Source organism: Nitrobacter vulgaris (assembly GCF_002028545.1).
Classification (GTDB): Bacteria; Pseudomonadota; Alphaproteobacteria; order Rhizobiales; family Xanthobacteraceae; genus Nitrobacter; species Nitrobacter vulgaris.
The window spans coordinates 17,037-43,417 of the sequence record NZ_MWPQ01000054.1; the positions used below are offsets into that span (position 1 = coordinate 17,037).

General features: G+C 58.8%; 25 protein-coding genes, 1 tRNA gene and 1 pseudogene. 16 read left to right on the forward strand and 11 right to left on the reverse strand.

The features are described from left to right. Positions 1 to 91: 91 nt before the first annotated feature. The 4 genes from B2M20_RS15095 to B2M20_RS15110 all read right to left on the reverse strand — a co-directional run bounded on the left by B2M20_RS15095 (position 92) and on the right by B2M20_RS15110 (position 2,731). Positions 92 to 1,036 carry an electron transfer flavoprotein subunit alpha/FixB family protein gene (locus B2M20_RS15095; RefSeq protein ID WP_079447872.1) on the reverse strand — a complete coding sequence of 315 codons (945 nt, stop codon included), beginning with the start codon at positions 1,034 to 1,036 and terminating at the stop codon, positions 92 to 94. Continuing rightward, positions 1,036 to 1,785: an electron transfer flavoprotein subunit beta/FixA family protein gene (locus B2M20_RS15100; protein WP_079447873.1), complete on the reverse strand. Its 750-nt coding sequence runs from the start codon at positions 1,783 to 1,785 to the stop codon at positions 1,036 to 1,038. The genes B2M20_RS15095 and B2M20_RS15100 overlap by 1 nt, the downstream gene beginning before the upstream one ends. A gap of 149 nt (positions 1,786 to 1,934) precedes the next feature. After that, positions 1,935 to 2,507 (reverse strand): cob(I)yrinic acid a,c-diamide adenosyltransferase, encoded by a 573-nt coding sequence (locus B2M20_RS15105; RefSeq protein ID WP_079447874.1) that lies wholly within the window; start codon positions 2,505 to 2,507, stop codon positions 1,935 to 1,937. Between the two features lie 29 nt (positions 2,508 to 2,536). Beyond that, complete coding sequence (locus tag B2M20_RS15110) at positions 2,537 to 2,731, reverse strand: twin transmembrane helix small protein (RefSeq protein ID WP_079447875.1); 195 nt, start codon at positions 2,729 to 2,731, stop codon at positions 2,537 to 2,539. A gap of 143 nt (positions 2,732 to 2,874) precedes the next feature. Here B2M20_RS15110 and B2M20_RS15115 point away from each other — a divergent pair, with 143 nt between their 5' ends. Then, positions 2,875 to 3,768 (forward strand): YihY/virulence factor BrkB family protein, encoded by an 894-nt coding sequence (locus tag B2M20_RS15115; RefSeq protein WP_079447876.1) that lies wholly within the window; start codon positions 2,875 to 2,877, stop codon positions 3,766 to 3,768. Here the strand turns inward: B2M20_RS15115 and B2M20_RS15120 are convergent. After that, positions 3,695 to 4,951, reverse strand: coding sequence for an ATP-binding protein (locus B2M20_RS15120; protein ID WP_079447975.1), 1,257 nt, complete (start codon positions 4,949 to 4,951; stop codon positions 3,695 to 3,697). The genes B2M20_RS15115 and B2M20_RS15120 overlap by 74 nt on opposite strands. A gap of 120 nt (positions 4,952 to 5,071) precedes the next feature. Then, positions 5,072 to 5,944, reverse strand: coding sequence for a tRNA glutamyl-Q(34) synthetase GluQRS (gene gluQRS / locus B2M20_RS15125; RefSeq protein WP_079447877.1), 873 nt, complete (start codon positions 5,942 to 5,944; stop codon positions 5,072 to 5,074). Between the two features lie 45 nt (positions 5,945 to 5,989). On the opposite strand from gluQRS, the gene B2M20_RS15130 reads away from it, so the two are divergent. The 4 genes from B2M20_RS15130 to B2M20_RS15145 all read left to right on the forward strand — a co-directional run bounded on the left by B2M20_RS15130 (position 5,990) and on the right by B2M20_RS15145 (position 10,234). Continuing rightward, on the forward strand, positions 5,990 to 6,643 hold the full coding sequence (locus tag B2M20_RS15130; RefSeq protein WP_079447878.1) for a DNA-3-methyladenine glycosylase family protein: 654 nt from the start codon (positions 5,990 to 5,992) through the stop codon (positions 6,641 to 6,643). A gap of 107 nt (positions 6,644 to 6,750) precedes the next feature. Next, the gene (locus tag B2M20_RS15135; RefSeq protein WP_079447879.1) at positions 6,751 to 8,271 is read left to right on the forward strand and encodes an ATP-binding protein; all 1,521 of its coding nucleotides are present in this window, start codon (positions 6,751 to 6,753) and stop codon (positions 8,269 to 8,271) included. A 304-nt stretch (positions 8,272 to 8,575) separates the two neighbouring features. Further along, entirely contained in the window at positions 8,576 to 9,133 is a 558-nt protein-coding gene (locus tag B2M20_RS15140; protein WP_079447880.1) for an HNH endonuclease, read from the forward strand. 129 nt (positions 9,134 to 9,262) lie between these two features. Continuing rightward, entirely contained in the window at positions 9,263 to 10,234 is a 972-nt protein-coding gene (locus B2M20_RS15145; protein ID WP_079447881.1) for a S1C family serine protease, read from the forward strand. A gap of 79 nt (positions 10,235 to 10,313) precedes the next feature. Here the strand turns inward: B2M20_RS15145 and B2M20_RS15150 are convergent, their stop codons facing one another. Beyond that, on the reverse strand, positions 10,314 to 10,766 hold the full coding sequence (locus B2M20_RS15150) for an RrF2 family transcriptional regulator (protein ID WP_079447882.1): 453 nt from the start codon (positions 10,764 to 10,766) through the stop codon (positions 10,314 to 10,316). Between the two features lie 104 nt (positions 10,767 to 10,870). On the opposite strand from B2M20_RS15150, the gene B2M20_RS15155 reads away from it, so the two are divergent. Together B2M20_RS15155 and B2M20_RS15160 are read left to right on the forward strand one after the other, a co-directional pair. After that, complete coding sequence (locus B2M20_RS15155; RefSeq protein ID WP_158081546.1) at positions 10,871 to 11,053, forward strand: hypothetical protein; 183 nt, start codon at positions 10,871 to 10,873, stop codon at positions 11,051 to 11,053. Beyond that, positions 11,050 to 11,472: a group III truncated hemoglobin gene (locus tag B2M20_RS15160; RefSeq protein ID WP_079447884.1), complete on the forward strand. Its 423-nt coding sequence runs from the start codon at positions 11,050 to 11,052 to the stop codon at positions 11,470 to 11,472. Before B2M20_RS15155 ends, B2M20_RS15160 begins: the two co-directional genes overlap by 4 nt. Before the next feature lie 151 nt (positions 11,473 to 11,623). On the opposite strand, the pseudogene B2M20_RS15165 reads toward B2M20_RS15160, so the two are convergent. Together B2M20_RS15165 and B2M20_RS15170 are read right to left on the reverse strand one after the other, a co-directional pair. Further along, a pseudogene (locus B2M20_RS15165) lies at positions 11,624 to 12,290 on the reverse strand (DsbA family protein). Between the two features lie 6 nt (positions 12,291 to 12,296). Further along, entirely contained in the window at positions 12,297 to 12,734 is a 438-nt protein-coding gene (locus tag B2M20_RS15170) for a hypothetical protein (protein WP_079447976.1), read from the reverse strand. 184 nt (positions 12,735 to 12,918) lie between these two features. Here B2M20_RS15170 and B2M20_RS15175 point away from each other — a divergent pair, with 184 nt between their 5' ends. Continuing rightward, positions 12,919 to 13,182, forward strand: a complete 264-nt coding sequence (locus B2M20_RS15175; protein ID WP_079447886.1) for a PsiF family protein — start codon at positions 12,919 to 12,921, stop codon at positions 13,180 to 13,182. A 245-nt stretch (positions 13,183 to 13,427) separates the two neighbouring features. Here B2M20_RS15175 and B2M20_RS15180 read toward each other — a convergent pair whose 3' ends face one another. Further along, positions 13,428 to 13,967 (reverse strand): disulfide bond formation protein B, encoded by a 540-nt coding sequence (locus tag B2M20_RS15180; RefSeq protein ID WP_087881201.1) that lies wholly within the window; start codon positions 13,965 to 13,967, stop codon positions 13,428 to 13,430. Between the two features lie 216 nt (positions 13,968 to 14,183). On the opposite strand from B2M20_RS15180, the gene B2M20_RS15185 reads away from it, so the two are divergent. From B2M20_RS15185 to B2M20_RS15215, 8 genes are all read left to right on the forward strand, one after another. After that, positions 14,184 to 14,268 (forward strand) — tRNA-Leu (locus B2M20_RS15185). 183 nt (positions 14,269 to 14,451) lie between these two features. Continuing rightward, positions 14,452 to 15,687, forward strand: coding sequence for a tyrosine-type recombinase/integrase (locus B2M20_RS15190; RefSeq protein WP_338013175.1), 1,236 nt, complete (start codon positions 14,452 to 14,454; stop codon positions 15,685 to 15,687). A 273-nt stretch (positions 15,688 to 15,960) separates the two neighbouring features. Further along, on the forward strand, positions 15,961 to 16,617 hold the full coding sequence (locus B2M20_RS15195) for a hypothetical protein (protein WP_139372924.1): 657 nt from the start codon (positions 15,961 to 15,963) through the stop codon (positions 16,615 to 16,617). A 94-nt stretch (positions 16,618 to 16,711) separates the two neighbouring features. After that, positions 16,712 to 16,936: a helix-turn-helix domain-containing protein gene (locus B2M20_RS18785; RefSeq protein WP_244553544.1), complete on the forward strand. Its 225-nt coding sequence runs from the start codon at positions 16,712 to 16,714 to the stop codon at positions 16,934 to 16,936. A 240-nt stretch (positions 16,937 to 17,176) separates the two neighbouring features. After that, positions 17,177 to 17,476, forward strand: a complete 300-nt coding sequence (locus B2M20_RS15200; RefSeq protein ID WP_079447978.1) for a hypothetical protein — start codon at positions 17,177 to 17,179, stop codon at positions 17,474 to 17,476. Between the two features lie 2 nt (positions 17,477 to 17,478). After that, on the forward strand, positions 17,479 to 18,204 hold the full coding sequence (locus B2M20_RS20805) for a DUF7146 domain-containing protein (protein WP_079447888.1): 726 nt from the start codon (positions 17,479 to 17,481) through the stop codon (positions 18,202 to 18,204). Beyond that, positions 18,197 to 19,330 (forward strand): AAA family ATPase, encoded by a 1,134-nt coding sequence (locus B2M20_RS15210; protein ID WP_079447889.1) that lies wholly within the window; start codon positions 18,197 to 18,199, stop codon positions 19,328 to 19,330. The genes B2M20_RS20805 and B2M20_RS15210 overlap by 8 nt, the downstream gene beginning before the upstream one ends. Before the next feature lie 1,918 nt (positions 19,331 to 21,248). Next, positions 21,249 to 21,974: a hypothetical protein gene (locus tag B2M20_RS15215; protein WP_079447890.1), complete on the forward strand. Its 726-nt coding sequence runs from the start codon at positions 21,249 to 21,251 to the stop codon at positions 21,972 to 21,974. Between the two features lie 206 nt (positions 21,975 to 22,180). Here B2M20_RS15215 and B2M20_RS15220 read toward each other — a convergent pair whose 3' ends face one another. Then, positions 22,181 to 25,981: a hypothetical protein gene (locus tag B2M20_RS15220; RefSeq protein ID WP_079447891.1), complete on the reverse strand. Its 3,801-nt coding sequence runs from the start codon at positions 25,979 to 25,981 to the stop codon at positions 22,181 to 22,183. Between the last annotated feature and the right edge of the window lie 400 nt (positions 25,982 to 26,381).

The window sequence follows — 26,381 nt, forward strand, 5'->3', positions numbered from 1 at the left end:
CGGTCCTGAACCGCGCAGACCGCGGCGCACTCCATTCTTGCACAAACCCCGGCTGAAGTCCGTTGCTCCGGGAGCACTCCTCGGATCATCGTTAGCGGTCTAGCTTTCCCAGTTCTTCCGTAAGTTCAGGAACCGCCTGATACAAGTCAGCCACCAGGCCGTAATCCGCAACCTGGAAAATAGGCGCATCCGCGTCCTGGTTGATCGCCACGATGACCTTGGAATCCTTCATTCCGGCCAGATGCTGAATTGCACCGGAAATGCCGACGGCGATATAAAGGTCCGGCGCCACCACCTTGCCCGTCTGCCCGACCTGCCAGTCATTTGGCGCGAAGCCCGCGTCCACGGCGGCTCGCGACGCACCAACGCCGGCGCCGAGCTTGTCCGCCAGCGGCTCGATATATTTAGTGAAGTTGGCGCTGCTTCGCATGCCGCGGCCTCCGGAGACGATGATCCTCGCCGAGGCCAATTCCGGGCGATTATTCCTGGCAACCCGCTCGCTGACGAAACTCGACAGTCCCGGATCAGCCACCGCGACGATGGTCTCCACTGGGGCGCTACCGCCCTCACCGGCCGCGGCAAAGGTCGATGTGCGCACCGTGATGACCTTCTTGGCATCCCTGGACCTGACCGTCTGAATCGCATTGCCAGCGTAGATTGGCCGCTCAAAGGTATCGGGCGCGACCACCTTGATGATTTCCGAGATCTGCATCACGTCGAGCAACGCCGCAACGCGCGGCATCACGTTCTTGAAGCGAGAGGTTGCCGGCGCAATCAATGCATCATAACCAGACGCCAAGGAGCGGATCAGCGCGGCGAGTGGCTCGGCGAGATCGTGGCCATAGGCCGGGTTGTCCGCAAGCAGCACTTTCGCGACGCCCTTCAGTCTCGCCGCGCTCTCGGCGGCGCCCTTGGCGTTCTCACCCGCGACAAGCACCTCGACCGGCGAGCCGAGCTGAATGGCAGCGGTCAGTGCCTTGCTCGTGACATCCTTCAGCGACGCGTGGTCATGTTCGGCGATCAGCAACGTGGTCATCAGATTACCCCGGCTTCGTTCCTGAGCTTGGACACCAGCTCGGCGACATCCTTGACCTTGACGCCCGCCTTGCGGCCCGGAGGTTCGGTGGTCTTGAGGATTTCGAGGCGCGGCGCGAGATCAACGCCGTATTGGTTGGCAGCCCTCACGACGATCGGCTTCTTTTTCGCCTTCATAATGTTCGGAAGACTGGCATAGCGCGGCTCGTTGAGCCGCAGATCCGTCGTCACGATCGCGGGCCTTTTCAGCCTGACCGTCTGCAGCCCGCCATCCACTTCACGTGTCACATTGAAATAGGTCCCATCGACCTCGAGCTTTGACGCAAAGGTTGCCTGCGCCCATCCAAGTAGCCCCGCCAGCATCTGACCGGTCTGATTTGAATCGTCGTCAATGGCCTGCTTGCCGAGAATGATCAGCCCGGGGCCCTCCTCTTCGACAACTGCCCTGAGAATCTTGGCAACCGCCAGCGGTTCGACAGGTTCATCGGACGTGACAAGGATGCCTCGGTCGGCGCCCATGGCGAGGCCGGTGCGGATCGTGTCCGCGGCCTGAGACGGGCCAATCGACACCAATACGACTTCGGTGGCCTTGCCGGCCTCCTGAAGGCGCAAGGCTTCCTCGACCGCTATTTCGTCGAAGGGATTTATCGACATCTTGACGTTGGCAAGCTCGACGCCAGATCCGTCGCCCTTGAGGCGGATCTTCACATTGAAATCGACGACCCGCTTGACCGGCACCAGAATCTTCATCGACCTCTTTCGAACCGAGCGTTGGTTGGATCAACCGTGAGTGTGAGCTTCGGCGCGGAACCTAAAGGTCCCGTTTCCGGTGGTCAACGCGGGAAGGCCAAAAAACGCGTCCTCGATGATCCCGGCGCAGGCAGGCTATCGGGCCGCAATCATCTATTTTGACCGGGCACCCAGAGCACGTCGCCCGCGCCCGCGGCGTTCATAAAACGGCTGGCCACAAATAGAAAATCCGACAAGCGGTTCATGTATCTCACGGCGGCATCGCTGACCGGCTCACCGGGCCGCGCGGCGAGTTCCACCATCATGCGTTCCGCGCGGCGACAAACGGTTCGAGCCGAATGGAGATACGCGGCGGCGGGCGTCCCCCCTGGCAGCACGAACGACGTCAGATCGGGCAGCCCTGCATTGAGGCTGTCGATATCGTTCTCCAGACGCACGACCTGGCTGGACACCACGCGAAGCCGCTCGGCTTTGCCCTCGCGCTGAGGCACCGCAAGGTCAGCGCCGAGATCGAACAGATCATTCTGAATGCGGCCCAACATCCCATCAAGATCGGGCGCGCCGGAAAGATGCAACCGGACCACGCCGATCGCGGCGTTGGTCTCGTCAACAGTCCCGTAGGCGCCGACACGGAGATCGTATTTAGGGCGTCGCTCACCGGTGCCAAGCGCGGTCGTGCCGTCGTCACCTGTGCGTGTGTAGATTCGGTTGAGAACGACCATCGGTGCTCCGGTGCCAGGCTATCAATCCGTCACTGCCCAAGCATCCAGATCGTGACCATGGTGACGATGATCGCAACGAACTGCAGGACAACCCGCATTCGCATAAGCTTCTGCGAGAGGTTGGGACTACCGCCCCGCATCATGTTGACCAGACCCATCACCAATACAGTAGCGACCGAGGCCACCGCGACGGGAACCAATACCATGCTGAAAAACACTGTCATGGTTCATACATATCATCGCAACCGCAGCTGCGCCATTGTCGGCAACGAGATTCAATTCCACGCAACAATCTGGTCTTTTATGTATTGATATCAGATAGTAAACGGCGCCGAGGCGGCGCCCCTCGACGTTGTCAGGGTGAAACGTGAGACAAATCCGATACCTCTGTCTGGTCGGAACGGACGCCTTCTACACGTTTCTTGCCGACGACGGCTGGGCAATCGCAAGCCATATCGCGCTATCGGCGCTGATGGCGCTATTCCCGTTCCTGATTGTCCTGACGTCCCTGGCAGGCTTCTTCGGATCCAAGGAGCTCGCCGACCAAGCGGCAGACCTGATGCTACAGATTTGGCCGGATCAGGTCGCCAATACGTTGTCGCGCGAAATCCATGACGTGCTGACGACATCGCGCGGCGATGCGCTGACAGTCGGTCTCGTGCTCGCGGTCTACTTCGCATCGAACGGCGTCGAAAGCCTGCGGGTCGCCTTAAACCGCGCCTATGCGGTGATCGAGATGCGCCGCTGGTACTGGCTACGACTGGAATCGATCGGATATACGCTGGTTGCCGCGGTGACAACGTTGGCGATGGCGTTCCTGATCGTGCTCGGTCCGTTGATCATCGCCGCCGCGAAACGCCATATCCCGCTGATCGTCGAATCGAATGAGAGCCTGCTCAACCTCGCCCGCTATGGCATTACCATCCTTGCGATGTTTGCCGCGCTGCTGATCCTGCACGCGTGGCTGCCGGCGGGTCGGCGATCCTTTCTGCAGATCATCCCCGGCATCATCTTCACCATGCTGGCCTCACTGATGTCGGGCGTCGGCTTCGGCCTTTATCTTGCACGCTTCGCCAACAATTACGTCACAATGTATGCGGGCCTCGCATCGGTCGTCATCGCGCTGGTATTTCTCTATTTCATCGCCGCGATCTTCGTTTTCGGCGGCGAACTGAACGCGGCGATCATCAAGTCGAGGTTGCCGCGCGGTGTTTCGCTTCAAGCAGCGCAGTCGCTAAAGCCCGAGGAGAAACAGGCTTGACCAGAAACGCGTCGCCGCCGGCTGCGCGCGATGCCGCCTCATCGTCGCTCCTGCCGGACACGCCGATGATGGCAACGCGCCCCACGGGCGCATCAAGCGCCCGGATACGTCCGATCGCCTCAATCCCAGTGATCCCAGGCAGCACCATGTCCATCAGCACCGCATCGAATCCTCCTTGCGCGATACGCTGAACGGCATCCTCGCCTCGTCCGACGAACTCGGCCTGATGGCCAAGTTCGGTGAGAATTGTGTTGAGCACGACGCGCCCGAACGGATTATCCTCGACGCTGAGAACGCGGAGTCCGCTCGAAACATCCGAAGACCTATCGAGGTCGTCGCCAGACTGGATCGCTACCGGTCCCTTGGCTGGCGTCAGCAGAACGGTGAAGGTGAACGTGGTGCCGCCGCCGCGCCGCTGCGTCGCCGTGACATCTCCGCCCATCGCGCGCGCCAGTTGCTTCACCGAGGAGAGCCCGAGGCCGGCGCCGCCGAAGCGCGATGCGATAGAGACATTGGCCTGCGAGTACGGCCGGAACAGCCGCCGGATTTCGGCGAGAGACAAGCCGATCCCGCTATCGGATACCACGAAGGTCACGCCGATTTGTTCTCCTGACCGCCGCGGCGCCGTAACCTTGAGGACGACGTCACCCTGCTCGGTAAACTTGACCGCATTGTCGATGAGATTCTCCAGCGCCGCGCGCAGGCGGACGGCATCGCCGGTCACGAACACCGGCAACCTGTCTGAAATTTCGACAGCAGAGCGCAGGCCCTTGGCCGTTGCGCGGCCGGCCAGCGAATCGCCAGCGTTGCGCGCAAGCGCTCGCAGATCGAAGAAATCCTGCCGTCCGCCCGGCGCTGAACGGCGGCTTCGCGCCGCATCGACGAACAACGTCGCCAGACTGGCGAGATGGTCAGCGCCGGCCTTGATGGTCTCAACCCAGCGCCGCTCGCGCTCGCCGAGATCGGAGGTGGCGAGCAGATCACTGATGGCGAGAATCCCGGTGAGCGGTGTCCGCACTTCATGCGCAAACGCGGCAAGCGCAGCCTCGACGACGCCAGACGTGGATTGAGAAGGCGGCCGCCTGGTCTTTGCAAGCTTCGAGGACTTCTTCAAAACCCGCTTTCTCGCCGGTCGCCTTTTAGGCTTCGGCGACCTGCGCAACCCGCGCGATGTCGGCGCCATGATTTTGCTTTCCCCACCCCGCGCCAGCATGCCACGGCTCGAACGCGCGAGTCACGTCGGGGATGATTTGTCGTGCAAAGATGCTTTACGGCCAACCAACGCAGCCGCGTTGCGGCAGTTTCAAGGCAGGCCGACAAAGCTGCGGACCTCCCGGGGCGTCATTCCGCGGGTGCGTAGCTCCCCCAACCCGATCGCCTCTGACGACTTGGACAACTTCTTCCCGTCGCTATCGCGGATTAGATCGTGGTGGTTGTAAACCGGCTGAGGCAAGTCCAGGATTTTTTGCAGCAGCCGGTGCACGGCGGTCGACCCGAACAGATCCTGCCCGCGCATCACGTCGGTAATCCCCTGGAGCGCATCGTCGATCACAACCGACAAATGATAGCTGGTCGGAATGTCTTTGCGGGCGAGAATGACATCACCCCAGACTTCTGGTCGCGCGAGAACCTCGCCGGTCTCCCCGTCCGGGCCGGAGCCCCTCTCGATCCACGTGAGACGGCCTGCGAGCCGGCACGCCGCCTCCATATCCAGGCGCAACGCGAAGGGCGCGCCGGACCGCAGCCGCCGTTCGCGCTCAGTGGCCGCGAGCGATTTCGCTGTACCCGGATAAAGTGGTACGCCATCGGGATCGCGCGGCCAGGCGCCATCTACTTCGCGAGCTTTGACGAGCGCTGCAATCTCGGCGCGGCTCTCGAAACTCGGGTAAAGCACTCCAAGCATAGCGAGGCGGTCGAGCGCTGCGCGATAATCGGCAAGGTGCTCTGACTGCCGCCGCACCGGCATCTCCCATGAAACGCCAAGCCAGGCGAGGTCTTGGTAGATCGCCGTTTCAAACTCGGGACGGCACCGGGTTGCATCAATGTCCTCTATCCGCAGCAGAAAGCGACCTTTCCTCCGCTGGGCGGATTCAAAATTCATGAGCGCCGAAAAGGCGTGTCCGAGATGCAGAAAACCGTTCGACGACGGTGCAAAACGGAGAACGGGTGGCGGCATTGATCTTTGCTTGCATAACCGACCGTGACGCTGAAGTACTAACGAATGACGGTCCGCCTGGAAACCCAATCCGATCTTGACGACGCGGTCAGCGCGTTGGTGAAGCAGGATTCGCGGCTGAAACCGATCCTCGCGCGCACCGGCCTTCCTGCCCTGCGCCGGCGCGAGCCTGGCTTCGAAGGTCTCGCCGCAATCGTCTGCGGCCAGCAATTGTCCACCGCAAGCGCCGGCGCGATCTGGGGACGACTCAGCGCCGCCTTCGAGCCGTTCCACCACGACGCGATTCGCACGGCGCGCACCGACCGACTTGGCCGGCTGGGATTGTCAGCGGCAAAGATCGCCACGCTGAAGCTGCTCGCACGCGAGATCACGGCGAGCCGGCTCAACCTGGATGTGCTCGCCGAAGAGGATGCCGACGCCGCCCATGCGACGCTGGTCCGGCATCGCGGCATCGGACCGTGGACCGCTGACGTTTACCTGCTGTTCTGCCTTGGCCATGGCGATGCCTGGCCCGCCGGCGACGTCGCGCTCCAGGAGGCGATCAAGGTCGGCCTCGGGCTGACGATGCGGCCCACGCCGAAACAGATGGCGCCGCTCGCGGAGCCATGGCGACCCTTGCGCGGCGCTGCAGCGCATTTGTGGTGGGCATACTATAAGGTTATCAAGCGCAGAGAAGGTATCGTTCCCGAACCGAAGTAGACAGGACTGGCGTCGGCAGCGCGGACGGCCTGCGCTCATGCGCAAGATGGGAACTTTTCGACCGAACGCAGATTATACCGACGGGCTGTGGAGTTAAGCGTCGGGAAATGCCAAAAAAACATAATAACAACAAAGGCCTGTTCGACAGCGAGCATCGAATTCTTGTTCAAGGGGTTATCGACTACGCGATCTTCATGCTGGATCCCAAGGGGACCATCATTAACTGGAACGCGGGTGCAGAACGTATCAAGGGATATCATCCCGACGAAATCATCGGCCAGAACTTCGCGCGTTTTTATACGGACTCAGACCGCGCCGCCGGGCGACCCGCCCGGGCTTTAAACATTGCCAGTTCCACGGGGCGATACGACGAAGAAGGTTGGCGAGTCCGTAAGGACGGTTCCTTTTTCTGGGCCAGCGTCGTTATTGACGCCATTCGCGACGACTTCGGAAATCTCATCGGTTTTGCAAAGGTCACGCGGGATATCACGGAACGCCGTGAGGCCCAGCAGAAACTCGAGCGCGTGCAGCGGCAACTCGCAGAATCGCAGAAGATGGATGCGCTCGGCCAGCTCACGGGCGGTGTCGCTCACGACTTCAACAATCTGCTGATGATCGTCAGCGGCAACATCCAAACATTGAAAAAGATTGTCGAGAGCGAACCGAAAGCGCTGCGGGCGGTTCACGCCATCGAGACAGCAACCAAACGCGGGGCCTCGCTCACCAGGCAACTCCTGACGTTCTCCCGACGGCAAAGCCTCAACCCCTTGCCGACCGATGTCTCTGAACACATTCAATCAATCGCCGACGTTCTCCGGAGCGGCCTTGGTAAGGCGATCACCCTGCATATCGACACGCTCGACGACGCGTGGCCGGTCACGATCGACGCAACCGAATTCGAGACGGCGCTGCTCAACCTGGTCATCAACGCGCGCGACGCTATGACCGATGGTGGGCAGGTCATCGTGAAGGCGCGAAACATAACCAAAACGGACGAGCCCGAAGGACGCTATGTCGCCATCTCAGTTGAGGATACCGGAGACGGTATTCCGACAGATATCCTTGCAAAGGTGTTCGACCCGTTCTTTACAACGAAACCCGCCGGAAAAGGAACGGGTCTCGGATTGTCACAGGTGCATGGTTTCGCTCATCAAGCCGGAGGGCATGTCGGCATCGAGAGCGAACTCGGTTATGGTACCACAGTTACGCTCTATCTTCCGCCCACCGACACGCTTTGCGCAGAGGAAAGCGGGTCGAGCCGTCGCGGCACGAGAGCGAGAGGCGGCACCGTCCTGCTCGTCGAAGACAATCCGGATGTCGCGGAGGCGAGCGCGGGACTGCTTGAACAGCTTGGCTATCGCGTGCGAGTCTCCAACAATGCAGAGGCTGCGTTGTTAGAGATCGAGCGTGATGGCATCGATTTGGTCTTCACCGATATCGTGATGCCGGGAAAAATAGATGGTCTCGGTCTGGCCAAGATGCTCCGCGCGACGTATCCGCACTTGCCGGTGTTGCTGGCCACCGGCTACAGCGAAGCTCTTGCTGGACGCAAGCTGGACTTTCACGTTCTTCGAAAACCCTACGAAATTCATGAGCTGAGCCAGGCTCTCGCTAAGCTGTCCTCCTAGCGATTCCGCAACAAGGGTTGGCGGTTTTTGCTTCTTGCCGCGCCGGGAGTGGAAGAGGTCCAGACCAGCTGACGAGCTGGCCCAGCAGAAAAGCCGGGCTTACGCTCTTCACAATCCCGTCACGCTGACTGTACTATGCCATCGTAAGCCGCCTCAAAGCCGATGCGGCTGAACAGGGAACTGGAGCGTGCTCCGCAAAAACGCCGGTTTGCGATCAGAGTGCGCTCAGTCATAGATATTGGATGCATTTTCCACGGCAAACCGGCGTTTCACTTTGTCGGGAAAAGTGCTCTGGAGGCGCTAATTGAACGCGCATGTCTCGCAGGGCGGCTGGCCGGTGCTGGTCCTGAACGCAGACTTCCGGCCGCTGAGTTACTATCCGCTGTCTCTTTGGTCGTGGCAGGATGCGATCAAGGCGGTGTTCCTCGATCGCGTCAACATTGTTGAACACTACGACCGCGCGGTGCGCAGCCCCTCGTTCGAAATGCAGCTTCCGAGCGTGGTGTCGCTGAAGTCTTTCGTGAAGCCGTCGACCCACCCCGCCTTCACCCGCTTTAATGTATTCCTGCGCGACAGGTTCATGTGTCAGTATTGCACAGCTGTCGAGGATCTCACCTTCGACCACATCATTCCGCGCAGCAAGGGCGGTCAAACCACCTGGGACAACGTTGTCGCTGCCTGCTCACCGTGCAATCTGCGGAAGGGCAACCTGACGCCACAACAGGCCGGGATGTTCCCGCGTCAGGCACCGTTCGCGCCGACCGTGCATCAGTTGCACCGAAACGGCAGGTTGTTTCCACCGAACTATCTGCACGACAGCTGGTTGGACTATCTCTATTGGGACACCGAGCTCGATCCTTAGCCGCAACGTCGCCATGCCGCTTTCACGGAGAACGCTTAGCTCACAAGCTGATTGCTCGCATAAGGCATTGCTACATCTTCTGATGCCTACGAACGGCCTGTCCGCATATGCACCGCACGGAGAATCCGCATGGCTTCATTGACCGAATGGAAGGTGCCAAGCTCCGCCCAGCCGCGTCCGGAGGACTACCGCTTCGATCTGGACCGCGCGCTGTCCACCGTCGTCGGACTGCATTCTATTGTTCCGCCCGATGCCCTCACCGCGGACACCCTCGGCACCGAGCGCGCCGGGAATGGCGTCGTGATCGCCGATGGCCTCGTTCTGACGATTGGCTATGTCGTCACCGAGGCGGAATCTGTATGGCTGCATCTTGCGGACGGCCGCGTGGTGCAGGCGGACACGGTTGGCGTCGATCGGGAAAGCGGCTTCGGCCTGGTACAAGCCCTGGGTGATCTCGATCTTGAACCGCTGCCGCTAGGCTCATCGGCCGCCGCCAAAGTCAATGACCCGGTCGTGGTCGCCGGAGTCGGCGGACGGTCCCGTTCGCTCGCGGGCCAGGTCATCTCAAAGGAGGAATTCGCCGGCTACTGGGAATACCTTATCGACGAAGCCATCTTCACTCGCCCGGCGCATCCCAATTGGGGCGGCACCGGCCTGATCTCGGCAGCTGGCGAATTGATCGGGATCGGCTCGTTGCAGCTCGAGCGGGAGGACGCTCGCCGGAACGAGCATCTCAATATGAACGTGCCAATAGATCTGCTGAAGCCCGTTCTCGACGACCTGCGGAAGTTTGGGCAGGTCAACAAGCCGGCCCGACCCTGGCTCGGCATATTCACCGCCGAGATCGAAGACAGGGTGGTCGCCGTCGGCATCGTGCCAAAAGGACCGGCAGACCGCGCCGAACTGCGCGCTGGCGACGCGATCCTCGCGGTGAAGGGAGAAAAGGTGTCGGACGCGGCCCAGCTCTATCGCAAATTGTGGGCGCTGGGTCCCGCCGGCGTCGATGTGCCGCTGACGCTCCATCGCGAGGGAGACACCTTCGACGTGGTGATAAAATCCACCGACCGTGCCCGAATGCTGAAGAAGCCAAGACTTCACTAAGCAAGGCTTCTCCACTCACGGCGTCGTGCGCCTCATGACGCTGTCTTGCCGGAAGCCGCGCCAGTCCGCCATCTGACCTTTATTGCGTTGATGCGTTTGGAGAGATGCCAAGCAGACCTGAAAGGCGCGCGCGGGGAGCCGCGAGATCGGCCAGCGTATATCCTTCCAGAACCTCCATGAAAGCCCGTTGCGCCCGCTCCAACGCGCGCTTGAGCACGCAGCTCGGATTGATCATGCAGGGCGCGTTAAGCGGCTTCAAGCACGACACGATCGCCATATCCGGCTCAGTCGTACGAATGACCTCTGCCAGCCCAATCGTCTCGGCGGGCTTAGCGAGGCGCAGTCCGCCGCCGCGGCCGCGCACGGTTTCGATATATCCCGCTACCCCCAATTGATGAACCACCTTCATCAGATGAGCCTCGGAAATCTTATAGCTCCCGGCAATCTCCGCGATTGTCGACAGCCCATCGGACCTGAGCGCGAGATACATCAGTACCCGCAATGCGTAGTCCGAATAGGTGGTGAGGCGCATGCAGATTTTCCCGTGACGACGGTCACGCAAAAGCTATATTTTAGATATTGCTTTTGCGCAACTGCACATGTATGGACATGCTGACTTTTGTAAAGGAGCGTTTCATGCGCGAGAACGCCACGATCAGTGACACCGTCGCAAAGCCTTTCCTGTTGCCGGGGACGGTCGTCTGCAACGCTCTCGGAATCCGCAATAACTCCGGGGATTATTCCCACCTGGTCCGCATGTTGGTTAATTCACTGATTTGGACAGTGGCCGGAGTCATCGTCATGGCTTTTCTCGCATGACACTCGTGTCCGACAAAATGGATCACGTGACCGAGGACGGCATTCGCCAGCTCGTCGACGCTTTTTATACGAAGGTGCGCGTCGATTCCGAGTTGGGGCCGGTTTTCGAGAACAAGATCAAGGATAACTGGCCCCATCATCTTGAGAAGATGTACGCGTTCTGGTCGTCGGTAATGCTGACCACCGGCCGCTACAAGGGCAACCCTATGATGAAGCACATGGTGATACCGGGCATGAGGCCGGAGCTGTTCACCCAATGGCTCGCACTGTTCGACGAGACCTGCGGTGAACTGTGCGACGAGCCGATCCGCGCAGCCTTCATGGAAAAGGCCGAACGCATCGCTGAAAGCCTGAAAATTGCGGTGTTCTACCGGCCTGACCGGCCGTGGCCGCCGCAGGCTTCCACGAATGTGACGTGATCCGACGAACTGACGCTACACTCGAGTCCAATTCAACTGCGTTGAATCAAACTCTGTTCATTCTTTCGATTGAGCATCACTCATCCGAAAATCGGTTTCACTTTGCGCTGGTGCGGTCCTTCGGGTCGGGATCATGCTCTAATCGTGGCTTTCATTTTGTCTTCGTAGCCGCTGCTTTGCGCGCATCCGCGATGGCTTGACCGAACTGCGTCGTGGTCAATACGCCAGGCACACGGAATTTCCCGATAATAAACGCAGGTGTTCCGTTGAATCCGAAGGCGATCGCCTGATCGCTGTTACGCTTCAGAATGGAGTCGATCGCGCCGGCGTTGGCGACCATGTCCTTGACCGCGCGATCGACATCGATCTTCGCATCCGCCAGCAGTTCGCGAATGCGCGGCTCGGTCAAACGTGAACTGGTACTGATCAGAGCTTCGTGCGCGACAACGAATTTACCCTGATACTTGGACGCCAGCGCCAGACGCGATGCATAGACCGAACCGGGGCCAAGGATCGGCCAATCCTTGAGAATCAGCCGAACCTTGCCGTCGTCATGCACCACCTGAGCGAGCTCCGGCGCAAGCTTGCGGCAATAGGAGCAGTTGTAATCGAAATACTCGACGATCGTGATATCGCCATGCACGTTGCCCGCCGCCGGAATCTCCTGATCGCGCAACACTTGTGCTTCAGTCAGAACTTCGTCAGAGGTCTCGGCAAGCGTCGGCGCGCGCGTCAGACCTGCCGTGACCTCCCAGGCCGAAGGCCCGCAGCAGCCCGCGTCTTGTCGGGTTGCCGGACGTGTCCTGCGATTTTGGCATGATCGATCAGACGCCCTTGAGCCGCTTGCTACATTCGCTGTAGTAGCCGCCGCCCTTCATGATCCATTTCAACCCGCCATTGGAGTTGGTGGTCTTGTTGGCCTTGTATTGATCAAGGCAAGTGTGCCTGCGCCCCTTGCCAGCTGATTCGCTGGCATATTTCGACGACACCGCCGATGGGAAAACCGCGTTGCCGGCTGACGTGGCCGAAGGAGCTGCGGTCTTGGGCGCTGGCGTCTCGGCTGCCTCCGGGGCAGTTGCCGCCGCTCCGCACTGAGCCTTACGGAAGTCGTTCCACTTCTGACCGTTGAGCGTGCCCGCTGATTTCGCGGCCTGATACTTTGCGCTGCACTCCTGCGCGGTCAGTGCTTTGGCGGGCAGTACCGAAAGTCCAAGCAGACCGGACACCGTCGCGGCGCCCAGCAGTTTCAAATAACCTGTCATGTGTTTGTCCTTCCCGGACATCGAGGATGGGCCGACATCCTAGCGTCGCCCACGGCCGTTTCAACGCCGCGCCCGGACCGACTCCAAAAAAATGCTTCATGTGGGGGATCGGCTCAAGGCCGTTCAGCCACCGTTCAGGCCGGCTCCGCGACGTTGAAGCCGTTATCAACCTGAGGAATTTTTCATGACCACGTCTTCCCGCTTCATTGCGATCCTCGCTGCGTCTCTGCTGCTCGGCGGCACGGCATTCGCCCAGACTGCCGCGCCTACCGCACCCGCAACGCCCGCACCGACTTCAAAGATGGCGCCCGCCACCAAGAAGGTCCAAAAGCCGCGCACCGCAGCTTCGCTCGAATGCTCGAAAGAGGCCACCGCCAAAGGCCTGCACGGCAAGGAACGCAAGAAATTCCTCTCTGGGTGCAAGGCCAAAGCGGCCAACCCGAACTGATCCGCTCGCCCGTTAGTGTCGACAGGTCAACCAACCTGCGACACTATCGGGCTTGCCATCCGCCAGCCTGATCAAAATGTTCGACCGCAAGCGAGTCCGGGGTCGGTTCGCGTAAAGAATGCGGCTCAAAACAAGCTGTTGGAGCTCTACCTTGATTGCTATCAAGGTTGGATGTCACTGGATCGCGATGAGCGGGATGCGAGCGGAAAGCCGCGACACACTTTTCATCCCGTACTGCGCAGAGTTTACCTGACCTTGCCTGCCAAAGCTGCGATGCCCCACCCCGAGATTGCCGCCATCAGCAGCGAGATCAGCGCATTGTAGCCAGCCAGCGACAGGCCGAGGAAGCGCCACTGCACCTGGTCGCAACGCACCACCTTCACTCTATCGAGATTCTCAAGCAGACTTCCCTTGCCCAGATCGAGCACCGTTCCGCTGCACTCGGTCGGCCCCAGCCAGAAGCCCCATTCCACCCCGGCGTGATAGGCGCCGAGCCCGGCGTTGACCAGCACAACCAGCGTAAGAACGGCGAGAGGCGGTATGATGAGGCAACGTGGTGCGCCTTTCGCGAGGGCAAATGCCACGAGCAGGCCGAAGGGGAACGCAAAATAGTAGGCATAGCGCTGCTCGAGACAGAGCGGGCACGGCAGGATCTCCAGCACGATCTGAAAGAACCACGCGCCTGCGATTGTCGCTGCGGCGATGAAGGCCACGGCCAGCGTCGTCGCGAAGGCGGTTTTTCTACCGACTCCGGAGGCGGATTTCACGACAGCATCGAGGGTCACGGCTTCCTCCGGCGAAGTGCTTGGATTGCACCATGCGTCCTAGCTTGCGAGCCTTACCGCTGTCGAGCCGGCAGCCATCACACTGCAGTGTTTCGAGACCAAATGATCCTGTTGACGGGGGACGCTTGGCGCACCGGGTTGACCGGCAGGGATCGGCCGCTATAGTCCGCCCCGCTTCGCAAGACCACCGCCGCACTCGGCGTATGACTCGCGAATGCCCCTGTGGCGGAACTGGTAGACGCGCTCGACTCAAAATCGAGTTCCGCAAGGAGTGCTGGTTCGATTCCGGCCAGGGGCACCACGAAGCAGTTCCCAGACGTTCACCACCATTCGCGATCATTGAAAAAGTCTTGTAAAACAGGCATTCCTTGTTCTCTGGTGTCCGCATCAGCTCCCGGCAATCCGCACAATCTGTTGGTATCGGTGTTGGTAGCTCGGAAGTTTCCGTTGGTATCGTGTTGGTATCGACAGCACAGGGGTGGGGATGGAGATGGCCCAGCTTTCAGATCGGAAATGTCAGACGGCCAAGCCGGGAAACAGTGTAGTGAAGTTGTCTGATGGTAACGGCCTGCAACTCTGGATCATGCCGACTGGCGCGAAGCTCTGGCGCCTTGCCTATCGATATGACGGGAAGCAAAAGCTGCTCGCCCTTGGTTCCTATCCCATCGTTTCGTTGGTGAGCGCTCGCCGCAAACGTGCCGATGCGCGCAAGCTGCTTTCGGAAGGCAAAGACCCAAGCGCAGAGAAGAAGCTCGACAAGGCCACGAGGCTCACGGCCAACGCCAATACGTTTGACACCCTGGCCGACGATTATCTGGCGAAAATGAAGCGCAACCTCCGCGCCGAGACGACCATCGGCAAGGTCAAATGGTTGCTGGACCATGCCCGCCCTTCCCTCGGACAACGACCGATGAGTGAAATCGAGCCCGTTGAGGTTCTGGCAGTCCTTCAGCCGATCGAGGCCGCGGGGAAATTGGAGACGGCGAGCCGTGTCCGGGAAACCATTGGCGCGGTGTTTCGGCACGCCATCCAGACGGTGCGGGCAAAGGCCGATCCAACTCAAGCATTGCGTGGGGCCATCGCCACTCCCAAGGTCAAACCACGAGCTGCCATCACTGATCCGTTGGCGTTTGGTGGCTTGTTGCGGGCCATTTACGGTTTCATGGGCCAACCGACTACCAAGGCATCACTGCAACTTGCGGCCCTGCTTGCCTGCCGTCCCGGCGAACTACGCCACGCGAAATGGGTCGAATTTGATCGGGAAAACCGTGTGTGGAACATTCCGGCGGGGCGCATGAAAATGCGCAGGTCTCACCGCGTTCCCCTGCCAGCTCAAGCTGTTGAAATCCTCCACGCTCTACATTTGGTCACGGGAAAAGGCGCCGGTGGGCTTGTTTTTCCCGGCCTGCGGTCGGTGCACCGGGCCATTTCCGAAAACACCATGAACGGGGCACTACGGCGTCTTGGCTATTCGCAGGAGGAACACACGTCACACGGTTTTCGCTCGACATTTTGCACGCTGGCCAACGAAAGCGGCAAATGGAACGCCGACGCCATCGAGCGTCAACTCGCCCATGTCGAAAACAATGACGTGCGCCGAGCCTATCTCCGCGGCGATTTTTGGGACGAGCGGGTGCGGATGATGATGTGGTGGGCAGACCATTGCGACGTGCTTCGCCAGGGCGCGAAGGTTTTGCGGTTCAAGGAAGCCACGCAGTGAACAGGGTGATGCGTTCAGCAGCAGCAAGAGCGCACGCGCATCCGATTGCGTACCGCTAACCGCCACTCGATCAAGTCCGCAATCTCAAAGGTCGCGGACGGGGCGATTGTGAAGTTCGCGCCAGCGCACCCCGAGCGGTGTGCTGGCTGTCCTAAGACGCGGATGGCGCGGCTCGGGGCTCACGGTGACTTGCCGATCGGATAGGAAGGGCGACGGTAACGTTTTAAAAGAAAGGCCAGGGATGGTATGGCTGAAAGACAAGAATGGATGCCGTTGGGCGAAGCGTTCGACCTTATCGCGCTGACTCCAAAGATTAAATTGCGGGCAGACGAACGGGTGTTTGCCCGGCGCTCTGAAATCGACGATGTGATCAATCTTGAGACTGAAGATGCGATGAGTGAGGCCGGCTTGAATGGCAGGCTGGAGTTTCGTGGGCTGAAAGCTAAGCATGGAAAAGCGCTCATTCCAGTGCCACCAGAATGGTTCGGGGTGCGGGCCCGTAGGTGGGTCAGAACGCCGCGAGGAATCGATCCCGACTCCAATGAGCTTTGGTTCGCGCCACTGCATCAGGAGCAGGACAACAGTTTTGTCGTAGCCGCGAGTTTTGCAGCTCAGAACGGAGTTCATCCGCAACGCTGGTTTAAGGTGCAGGTACGGACGAAAACCTTGGAGACTTTCCTAAAGACGCTCGACGGCGCCATGCCGGAAGCTACGCCGAAAACGCCACGTCCCAGCACTAAGATTATCAAAGATGCTGTCGCATCGATCAGCGCATCTGGCGCACCCGTCACCGCAGGTCGCGTCATAGAGAAATTACAAATGCTGGGTTACAAGCCGGCGCGCGGGCCCATTCGTGACGCCCTCAAGGAGGCTGGCCTCACTCGGAGAGTCGGAAGGCCATCGGCCGCTCATAATTCGCCGAAATCGTAAAAACGGCGATTTATTATCTTTTACAGCGAATTTTTGTTCCCCCCAAGGTTCGTACCAATCCGCTCGCTTTCGTGCGGAATTGGAGAACCGACGAATGTCTCATTGCTCTGCTGGCACCCCCCCAGATGGTTTCGGTCCGCTGATGACTGTGCCCGAATTCTGTGACTGGGCGAAGATTGGAAAGACGTTTCTGTATGGCGAGGCCAATGCTGGCCGGCTTAAGCTTCATAAGATTGGTGCCAAGACGGTCATCAAGCGCGAAAATGCCGAGGCTTGGCTAACCAATCGCCTGGTCCCTGCCGGACCAGAGGCTGAATAATCATGCACCACCATGAAAATGGGCTCACATCGGCAAATGCAAGTCTCCGAAACGGTCTTGCTAGCGCTTCGATCAGTTCGGAAAAGCTAAGTCGGTTACGGCTACTCAAGCCACTTCGCCAGAACCAATCACCGTCATCCTTGAATGTACAAAGACGGTGGCCGCCTCAAGCCGCCTCAGCGCGGTTACGTCGGATGGCGGCCGACGGCATGGTTAGCGCACCAGGTCGAGGGCGCGCGCATGAACGCAATTGATTTTGTGCGCGTCAACATGGCCGCGCTTTCAGCGTTGCCGTCGCTCTTGGCGCGCTGGCTACCTTGTGGTCGCCGAGAGGGGCGCGAGTATATCGCTCGCAACCCGCGCCGTGCCGACCGCACAGCGGGAAGCTTCCGCATCAACATCATTACGGGCCGCTGGGCCGACTTCGCCACGGGTGACACCGGCGGGGATCCGGTCAGCCTTGCCGCCTATCTATTCGATCTGTCGCAGTTCGAAGCCGCGCGCCGGCTCGCCGCGATGCTTGGAATACATGAGAGATAATTATGCTCACTACAGATGAGGCATTCGCGCCACTAAACGTAACCAGTGCTACGTCACGGGCGCCCGACGACGAGTGGCATCCGGCCCGGCCAATCCCGGTAATCGTCTCCGCGGCCGAGGACCGTGTGCGGGTCGAGCGAGCCAGCGCTCTTTGGCGCGAGGCTCGACCGATCGATGGCACACCGGCTCAAGTCTATCTGGCGAGCCGGGGCATCTCCTATGAGGGCGAGGCGCTCCGCTGGCATCCATGCTGCCCTTTCGGCCAGGGTGTACGACTCGGCTGTATGCTTGGCTTAGTTCGCAACATAATGACCAATGAACCGCAGGCGATCCATAGAACAGCAATCACCGCCAACGGCTCCAAGATTGACCGTAGGGCCTATGGGCAGATTGGTGGCGGCGCCGTAAAACTCACCGACGACGAACACGTGGAGCGCGTGCTCGCAATTGGCGAAGGAATTGAGACCACCCTTTCCATCCGTGAAGTTTCCGACCTGTCGAATATGCCGGTGTGGTCTGTGCTAAGCGCCAATGGCGTCTCCCGGTTCCCTGCACTGCCCGGTATCGAATCCGTGTGGATTGCCGCCGACAATGACGTGTCATGGGCGGGACAGAACGCAGCACGCGCCGCCGCCGAACACCTATGCACCGCCGGGGTTGAAGTCATCATTGTCTCACCGACTCAAGCCGGCACCGACCTTAATGATCGGATGACCCGCCATGCTTGATCGTGCTCGTTCCGCAGTCGGTTTCCCGAACGACAAGGGTGTTACCGTTGAACGCTTTGCACCTAACCAGAAACGAGGCAACGGAAACGCTTCGCCCATCTTCACGGCCAGCCAGTTATGCGAGATGAAATTCGACCCGATCAAGTATGCGGTGCCTGGCTATATTGCTGAGGGTCTAACCCTTTTTGCAGGCAAGCCCAAGCTTGGCAAATCTTGGTTTTGCATGGAGATCGGTTTAGCCATCGCCACCGGCGGCGTCTGTCTTGGCGACGTCAGGTGCGAACAGGGCGATGTGCTTTATCTCGCTCTCGAGGATAACCACCGCCGGCTCCAGTCCCGCATTCGTAAGCTGTGGCAGATGAAAGCCGTTGCCCAGGCGGCGGTACTGGAGCGCCTGCATCTTGTAACTAAATGGCCCCGCGCCAACGAGGGCGGGATCGCCGCGATCCGGGAGTGGATTGTTGATCATCCACATGCCCGTCTCGTCATCGTGGATGTTTTGGCAATGTTCAAGTCAATCGCGAAGGGAAAGGATCAGACGCTTTACGAGGCGGATTACCTGGCCATCAAGGAACTGCAAAGCCTCGCGATGGAAACCGGGGTGGCGATCGTCGTGGTGCACCACACGCGCAAGAGCGGTTCCGAGACTGACCCATTTGAAAAAGTTAGCGGCACGCTTGGACTGTCCGGTGCTGCCGATACGACCATCATTCTGGACCGTGATCAGAACGGCTGCACCTTCTACGGCCGCGGTCGCGATATCGAGGAAATTGAGACGGCTGTACAGTTCGACAAGGCGACTTGCCGGTGGGTGGTTTTGGGCAAAGTCAGCGACGTGCGGAGGACGGACGAGCGCAGCTCGATCCTGACGGCATTGGCCGAGGCCGGCACGCCGATGTCACCGACCGCGGTTGCCCACGCTACCGGGATGAAGAACGAGAACGCGCGGCAAACTTTGTCACGCATGGCCAAAATCGGTGAAGTCGTGAAGTTTAGCCGCGGCCGCTATGCTCACCCGGATCTGTCACAATCAGATCCCTGTCACGACAGTCACATTGTCACGAAAGAGACTGATCCTAGCGAATACGCGGAATGCCCGAATACCCGGCTGAATGTGACCATGTGACAAGTGTGACAGCCTCTGGGGCTTTGCCGACTGTCTGAAAAGACTCCCAAGTTGGGCACTCAGGGACAGCTGCAAGTTACCCTTGCTCAGAATTTCTAGACAAAACACGACCTTCATAACCAGAGGTCTAAAGAAATGCCCAATAAGACCAACGGCGTGCGAGTGCGCCTTTTTGCACTGTACCGGCTTTGTCTGCCCCAGCGGCTGAGCGGGACTCTGCAAAGTGGCCCTCCGCTCCCTGTTCATTTTCCTCCTTGGTCCTTCTCCTGCTCAATCAATCAAATGCCACCAGTAACCAATTTTCGAATCCTGACAGCTCGGAAAAAGGGGACAACTAAATCATTCGCATACTGAGAATCGCAACGCATTGGAGTTCCCAAGCGCCGCTGCGCTATGAAGCGAACCCCGGAGCTGCCAAGCGACTGAGGCGGCTTATGGTCGACCTATGCTAGCGCGGGTGCCGGCTCGGACGGGTACCGCTCGCATAGCGGTTTTCGTTTGTGATTATGCCCGGCTTTCTGGTGCTTTCCGGATCCCAATTCTGAATGGAGATCGTTGGTCCGGCTGATACTCTGCGTCACTACTTCACCACCATTGTACACGTGCCGAATGAGCTTTCGATCTTCTGCGTTGAGGGAACAGAGACGACGACAGCATGGTAATCAGGTTGATCAGCGCTTTGTTCAATAGTCCAGAACATGCCACCGTTTCCCATTGTAAATCGAACGCCTCGCATTTCGCCGCTCGTTTGCCGATTCACTATCTCCACCTTGAGTGGATCGGAGCATGTGCCATCGATGCAAATACTAAACTTACCACCTCGGGAATTGCTGCCCTCCAGCGCGATGTATGCTTCTCTCGTTTCACCTACTGCTACAGACGGAGACAGCAGCCCATTGGGTCCCAAATCAATATGCCGGGTCAACAAGCATCTGTACGTTTCGGCGTTTACAATTGTACTCGATAGGAACGCAATCATGAATGCGCCTAACGCGCTGAGTGTTCGCATTGCGCCTCCTTCTCAAAGATGATCCTCGGATGAACCTCCGAAAGAATACGGCTGACCGAACGATTTGATAGCCATACTTGTCATCATAATGCCGCAGTGTGTCAGGTGTCCATCGTCAAAGGATTTGAGCATGTTAGGCGGCACGAAGAGAGGATCTGACATTGGGATTAGAGTTTAAGCGGCCTGCAGTCGATGCTACAAGCGACGGATTACGATAGTGTCGCGCTTAGTGCGTTGACGTTCTGCGAGGATGGTCTCAGCTCTGCCGAAGTAGACGTCAAACCGGGGTCATATTGCAGATGTTTTCTTGCTAGCGGAGATGATTGTAATGATCGACGAAGGCGGTGATCTGTCGCTCAAGATCGCCAGGCAGGCAATACTTGTCGAGCACGGATTGTTCTTTAAGGTCTGAAACCAGCGCTCGATGATTGGGATCAGCATCTTGGGCCAAGGGGCCACCAACACATGTCGTGTGCTATTAACCAAGCAATTCGAGCCACCATTTATCGCGTAAGTTGGCCTAGACTGCCCTTACGCATTGCGACGAATGACCTGCGTGCCACCTTAATTTTTCTTGCTCTAGGATCCGTAGCTCGCAAAACTCATTCCATTAAAGTCGTTGAACGAGAGTCAGAAACCGCTCACCACGCAGCCATAGAGGAGTGCTTGGCTTCTACGGAGGACGGGCCGCTACTCCGTGAATTGGAAGGTTTAGCCTGCCAGGGCTTTAATCCGGTTGCCAGCTGCGCCTTTCATTGACTCCGGTTTTGACATATACTCTCGTATAATCTCACCGTTGAATTGATGTGGTTGGTTACGCACAGGCCACACTCATTCAATTGGTCAATGTGTAACCAATCGTAACTAGGTATCTTGTGATTCCGCCGCGAACTAGTTACGCACAATGGTATGGCGAAGAAGCAGCCCACTCCAAAAAATTCCAAGTGCGACAGACGAGCGGACAATCCCGGCCGCCCACCCCGCTATAATCCTGACATTCATCCGAAAGCCGCAAAAGCCTTGTGCGCCAAGGGCGCGACGATTGCCGAGTTAGCCGCCGCGTTCGATGTTGCGATCAGCACGATATGGCTTTGGAAGGTCAGCCACCCGGAATTTTTCGAGTCGTGTCGGTTGGGTCTTGAAGCAGCGACCGATCGTATCGAACGCAGCATGTTCGAGCGTGCCGTTGGTTACACGCACGAAAGCACCAAGATCTTCATGCCGGCCGGCGCGAGCAAGCCGGTCTATGCGTCGTACCTCGAGCACGTGCCGCCCGATCCTCGCGCCGGAGAGTTTTGGCTGACGAACCGCGCGCCGGATCGGTGGAAGCACAAGCAGAAAATCGAGCAAAACGAGGCTACCGACAGTCCGCTCCGATTGCTCGCCGAGCAAATTTCCGGACACGCCATTCGCCCGCGCCTTCCAGAGCCGAAGGTTATCGATCACGCCGACATCGAGCCGAGCGCGATCCGTCCGCAGCAGCCGCAGATCGTAACGCGCGTAACCACTACCGAGCCGGTTACGCGCGCAGCAATGGTTACGCCCGCCGTCGATGACGATGATGACAGGCCGCGCTCGCCGCGTATCCATACGATTTCACGTGCAACTTTCGAGGACTTTGATGATGAAGAGTGAAACTCAGGGTGACCACGCCAAATCAAGAATCAAGTTGCGTTACTTGGGCATCCACGCCGTTCTCTCCGGGAAGATGGGCGCCGTCAAATGTGCGTTTGATCTCTTCGACATTCGGAAGTAATCCTAAAAGGTCCCATGAGTCCCAGTAATCAAGTGCGGCGCCTCGCTTGCCTTGGATAGAGCGCAAGTATGACGGCTAGGGCACGTTACTCGAAGTTGCCGCTGCGTTGCCGCTCTTCCTCGGTTTCGCTCTTTCGCTCGACCTCAATTCTCCTCTTAAAGGCTGCCACGGCTTTGATCCGAACCTCTGCGAGGCCCGGTCGGTCCGGCAAAGCGAGCTCTTCAATAAAGCGCAACCGCGTTTCCATCTCGGAGGCGAGCGAGCCGCTCCAGCTCATCGGCTGCATGCGCGCAAGAATCGCGTTCAGGACAGTGTCGGGGCTCGGCGCCTTCTCCAAAAGCTTGACGGACAAGGGCTTCCAGTTTCTGCGCTCGTCTTGCTCCCCGTTGAATGACGACAGCGACGCGCAGGATACTATCAAAGGATAGCGAGTTGCGGCCTCCTCGTCGCACCAAGCAAGCAGGACCTCGTCGGAAATCGCATCAAGCGGATTCTTCCTGTGCCGGATAGACACGCTGATGTTCTGCGCCATTCTCGCCTGCGCCTTTGTATCACCGGCAAACAGCGTGTTCAGCATGGCCGTTGCATGGAGCTCGCAGAGCGCATAAATCGTTTCCGCGTAATCTGATGCGCTCAACGAATGTCCATTCATAGCCTCAATTATTCTCTGGCAAAGCCCAGTGGCAACAGGCAGGCCTTCGCCGCCGCCAAGGCAGGCCGAAGCCACGAGGGCAAGGTCAGAATCATCAACCTCGTCGTTTGCCTTCCGGCTTGAAAAATCTAGTGCAGCCATGAGCCTGCGCCCGGCTTGCACAGCCTCCGGGACTGTCTCACGCTTTTCGCTGCGGTCACTGAATATGCGCATGGAAAGTATGTGCAGCGCGACCGTCTGACCGCCGGGCTTGCTGGCGATGCCGAGGAGGAGATCGCAAAACAAGCGACCCGGCATGAGATCACAGGCCCTGCCGTTCGCGAGATTGTCATATTCCAGTGTTGGCGCCGCACCGAGTTTCAAAGAACAAATAAGCCGTTTCGCGCCGTCGACGTCGGTTGCCACGCTCGTCTGCAAACTGGGAAAGACCGGCGCCAGTGCCGGATGCCGAAGCGCTTCATTCAGGCTACGTGACATGAGTGCTACATCTCGGGATTGCAGGCCTAGCAAAAAGCCGCTCAGGACTCGCGTGTTGCCGGCCGCGGATGCCGCATAGGCAGCCACAAGCGATTCCCACATCGCGCCGGGATCATCCGCCGCGCATGCAAGTGCTCTCCCGAAGCTCAAGAGCTGACCTCGACCCTCTACAAGTTCCGGTAGAAGCTCGTTGAAAGCAACAGCATCAAGCGCAACTTCCGCGCCGAGACGGGAAATGGTCGCTTCCCTGCGGTCGCGTGGCCTCTTCGGTATTTCATCCTCATCGAAATCATCGAGGTCGATACCGTTATCTCTGGTCTCAAGCACGACACCGCGCACCTGATTCACCAAGTTCTTGGGACGGAGTAGCCCTTCAAGCACGACAAGCCTGACCTTTGCTTGACCTTTCAGGCCATTGCCATCGTACCGAAGCGTCTGCCGCGCGCCGATCCAGCCCTCCCGCCAGAAACCAGCCGCCCCCGTGATGGACCGACCCAAATACTCCAGTTCATCGAACCGTCCGGCAGTTGTCCAAAGGCCGCGAAAATGCGAGCCGATCGCTTTGCGCACTTGTTCAGTGACGGGCGTTGGCGACACTGCGAAGGGCTCTAAGAATTGCAGAACCGCCCTAAACCAACGCCCGACCTCAGCAGCGGTCCGGGGTTGCCAACCGTCGTCCCGAGAATGAGCTCCGAACTCAAAGCGGTAACTTGAAGTAAAGTGACCCGTCTTGAGCATGACCTCCAGCACATCGAGCCCAAGCTGCCGAGTTAATTTGTCCGAAGAAGCCAGCAGCCTACCGAGCACGCCAAGCCGTTGTTCGACTGATGCATGGGTGCCGGAAAGCAAAATCGAAAACAGGGAGACAACTGCTTTTGACGCATCGGTCTCCCCGCGTCCAACTGTATCCGCCATCGCAAGTTTGACTAGCAGCGCGACGGCACGGTCGAACAGAGCGGGATCGTAAGCCAGCGATCGCAGCAATCGAATATGCACCCGGCACGTATTGAGTGTCGCTGGATCGGGTGTGGCAAGCGCCCGCTCCAATGCGCCAAGGGCTGCTTCGGGAAGCACCGGCGCAACATTGTAAAGGATCGCTTGCTGTTCTTCGTTGAGGTATGCGACCTCGGCCAGCAGACCATTCGGTGACAGCCATTCGCCGACGATGCGCCGGGCCTCCTTACTCCGGTCGAGATAGCCAAGCCGGCGCGAAAAGGACTTCAGAAGTCGCGGCGATCCACCATCGATCAAAGCCGCTTGAATTATAGTAAAAGGTATGTTCTGAAGCGCCACCTCTGCAAGACGATTGGCAATCGCATGAGGCAGCACTGCCCGCCATTGGCTGCGGCTTTGGACAAGATCGCGCCGACAGAGTTCTTGCACGCCGCGATACATCTCCGGTGCGGCGGTGCCGATCAGGTGCCCGAGGACTGCCATTTCGGAGGTGTCACCCGTGACATCCTCACCATCGAATGAGTAGACCAAAGCAGCCGCCTGCCCGATGAGGTAGAGCGCTTCATTGACCTCGTGGCGCTGCTCAAAAAGACGCTTGAACAACTCAACGTTGCTGAGCCCCTTGATGCTCTCTCCGGCCCGCACCGTTTCCGCAAGGGCAATCGCAATGCGGGCGTTGCCGCCGGAAAAATTTGCGATGGTCTCCGCATCGATCCGCGAAACATTTGAAAATCGACCGATGATCAGTTTTTCGGCGAGTAAGGCTGAAGAGGGTTCGAGCTTGAAGACGTCGGTCCCTTCCGGCTGGTCATCGCGAATGTCATATTCGACCGTGATGACGCTGATGACTGAACCAGCGATCCGCGCTATATCCGAGAGTCTACGATGTAGTTCCATTCCGCAATTGTCGACGATCAGGACTGCACGGTTACCGGCGGCGTTGAGATCGGAAGCCATGCCGATTGGCTGCGGATCTGGATCGTCAGAGACGTTCGTATAAACCGCCCAAGCAGGATCGAGCGGCTCGCTCCCGATTCTTTCATCGAACAAAGCCTCGATAAACCGCGTCTTGCCCACTCCCGACAGACCGACCAGACGAACCACCTTTCCTGGCTGCCGCACTACATCGCGCATCTTGGTGATGCCATCGACCGCCGATAGTCCCTCTCCTTCATCGGAGCTTCCCGAATGAATGCGAGCGTTATCGTCGGTAAGATATTCCTCACGTGGCACTGAGGCATGGGACCAGGCTTCTAAACCGACCCAACCCGGAATTGCTTTGCCAATCCTAGATCGTACCCAGAGGACCATGCCCGGGTGCTCGCGAACCCAGCTTGCAATGCGAGTGCGATCGTAAAAATCCAGCGCAAGCTTGAGCGCGTCAGGAAGGCCGGCTATCGCATCCGCCATCGCCTTCTTGCGGTCCGCCAAAGCGGAGTCCGAGACTGAACCATCCGAGCTGACGATGATGTACGCCCCTGATACCTTCGCGAGTTTCCCAATAGCGGGGCGTATTGTACCTTTAGGCTTCATCTCGATACCGATGGCCGAGGGCGGCATGTCCGGTTTTTTCACCTGGAAGCCAGTTGCGGCGCGGGGAATAAATCCGTCGATCAGCGTCCCAGCCGGAAGCGCCACCCGCACGTCAATACCTCCGTCCTTCGCATCCTGGTCGCCACCCCACGTGACAACTGAGGTCGGAAGGCCGCGTTTGCGCAAGTCTGCCTCACACAAGAGGCCGATTAGATTGCGAAGGTCTCCATCGCTCAAAAGAGCGATATCATCGCCGGTGATTTCAAGCATGGTTCAACCTTGGCGCGCATACTGACTTCGGTCAACCGTGTCCCGGTCCGACTTGGTGATCGCTCTTTGACTGCTAGCCAGCGCTCTTCAGTTTGAAGGCTTCTTGATCCCCGACCTCAGGCCAGTCGGGCAACCGCGCCTGCGTGGATCAGATGAAAGTTGCTCTGGTTCGTGGTGGTCTCGGTGCATTCGCCGTAATGGAATCTTTACGAGCCGCCCGCTCATGGCCTATCCCGAGCGTTGAATTTTTCAATACGATGGTAGACTTAGCCAAACGCTTTATCTGCGTCGAGCTAGCGTGCGGCAACTCCCGACTTCTCGCGCATGCCTCCGAGCCAATGGGCCGTTCCGATGAAATAAGGTCACCTAGCCCATACGGTGATGAAACAGCAACTATGGT

Coding starts and splice junctions, on each gene's coding strand:
- B2M20_RS15190 (WP_338013175.1), top strand. CDS start 14,452: ATGGAGATGGCCCAGCTTTCAGATCGGAAATGTCAGACGGCCAAGCCG.
- B2M20_RS15210 (WP_079447889.1), top strand. CDS start 18,197: ATGCTTGATCGTGCTCGTTCCGCAGTCGGTTTCCCGAACGACAAGGGT.
- B2M20_RS15220 (WP_079447891.1), bottom strand. CDS start 25,981: ATGCTTGAAATCACCGGCGATGATATCGCTCTTTTGAGCGATGGAGAC.
- B2M20_RS15135 (WP_079447879.1), top strand. CDS start 6,751: ATGCCAAAAAAACATAATAACAACAAAGGCCTGTTCGACAGCGAGCAT.
- B2M20_RS15170 (WP_079447976.1), bottom strand. CDS start 12,734: ATGACAGGTTATTTGAAACTGCTGGGCGCCGCGACGGTGTCCGGTCTG.
- B2M20_RS15100 (WP_079447873.1), bottom strand. CDS start 1,785: ATGAAGATTCTGGTGCCGGTCAAGCGGGTCGTCGATTTCAATGTGAAG.
- B2M20_RS15105 (WP_079447874.1), bottom strand. CDS start 2,507: ATGGTCGTTCTCAACCGAATCTACACACGCACAGGTGACGACGGCACG.
- B2M20_RS15155 (WP_158081546.1), top strand. CDS start 10,871: ATGCGCGAGAACGCCACGATCAGTGACACCGTCGCAAAGCCTTTCCTG.
- B2M20_RS15215 (WP_079447890.1), top strand. CDS start 21,249: ATGGCGAAGAAGCAGCCCACTCCAAAAAATTCCAAGTGCGACAGACGA.
- B2M20_RS15110 (WP_079447875.1), bottom strand. CDS start 2,731: ATGACAGTGTTTTTCAGCATGGTATTGGTTCCCGTCGCGGTGGCCTCG.
- B2M20_RS15175 (WP_079447886.1), top strand. CDS start 12,919: ATGACCACGTCTTCCCGCTTCATTGCGATCCTCGCTGCGTCTCTGCTG.
- B2M20_RS18785 (WP_244553544.1), top strand. CDS start 16,712: ATGTCTCATTGCTCTGCTGGCACCCCCCCAGATGGTTTCGGTCCGCTG.
- B2M20_RS15145 (WP_079447881.1), top strand. CDS start 9,263: ATGGCTTCATTGACCGAATGGAAGGTGCCAAGCTCCGCCCAGCCGCGT.
- gluQRS (WP_079447877.1), bottom strand. CDS start 5,944: ATGCCGCCACCCGTTCTCCGTTTTGCACCGTCGTCGAACGGTTTTCTG.
- B2M20_RS20805 (WP_079447888.1), top strand. CDS start 17,479: ATGCTCACTACAGATGAGGCATTCGCGCCACTAAACGTAACCAGTGCT.
- B2M20_RS15160 (WP_079447884.1), top strand. CDS start 11,050: ATGACACTCGTGTCCGACAAAATGGATCACGTGACCGAGGACGGCATT.
- B2M20_RS15150 (WP_079447882.1), bottom strand. CDS start 10,766: ATGCGCCTCACCACCTATTCGGACTACGCATTGCGGGTACTGATGTAT.
- B2M20_RS15200 (WP_079447978.1), top strand. CDS start 17,177: ATGAACGCAATTGATTTTGTGCGCGTCAACATGGCCGCGCTTTCAGCG.
- B2M20_RS15095 (WP_079447872.1), bottom strand. CDS start 1,036: ATGACCACGTTGCTGATCGCCGAACATGACCACGCGTCGCTGAAGGAT.
- B2M20_RS15120 (WP_079447975.1), bottom strand. CDS start 4,951: ATGGCGCCGACATCGCGCGGGTTGCGCAGGTCGCCGAAGCCTAAAAGG.
- B2M20_RS15130 (WP_079447878.1), top strand. CDS start 5,990: ATGACGGTCCGCCTGGAAACCCAATCCGATCTTGACGACGCGGTCAGC.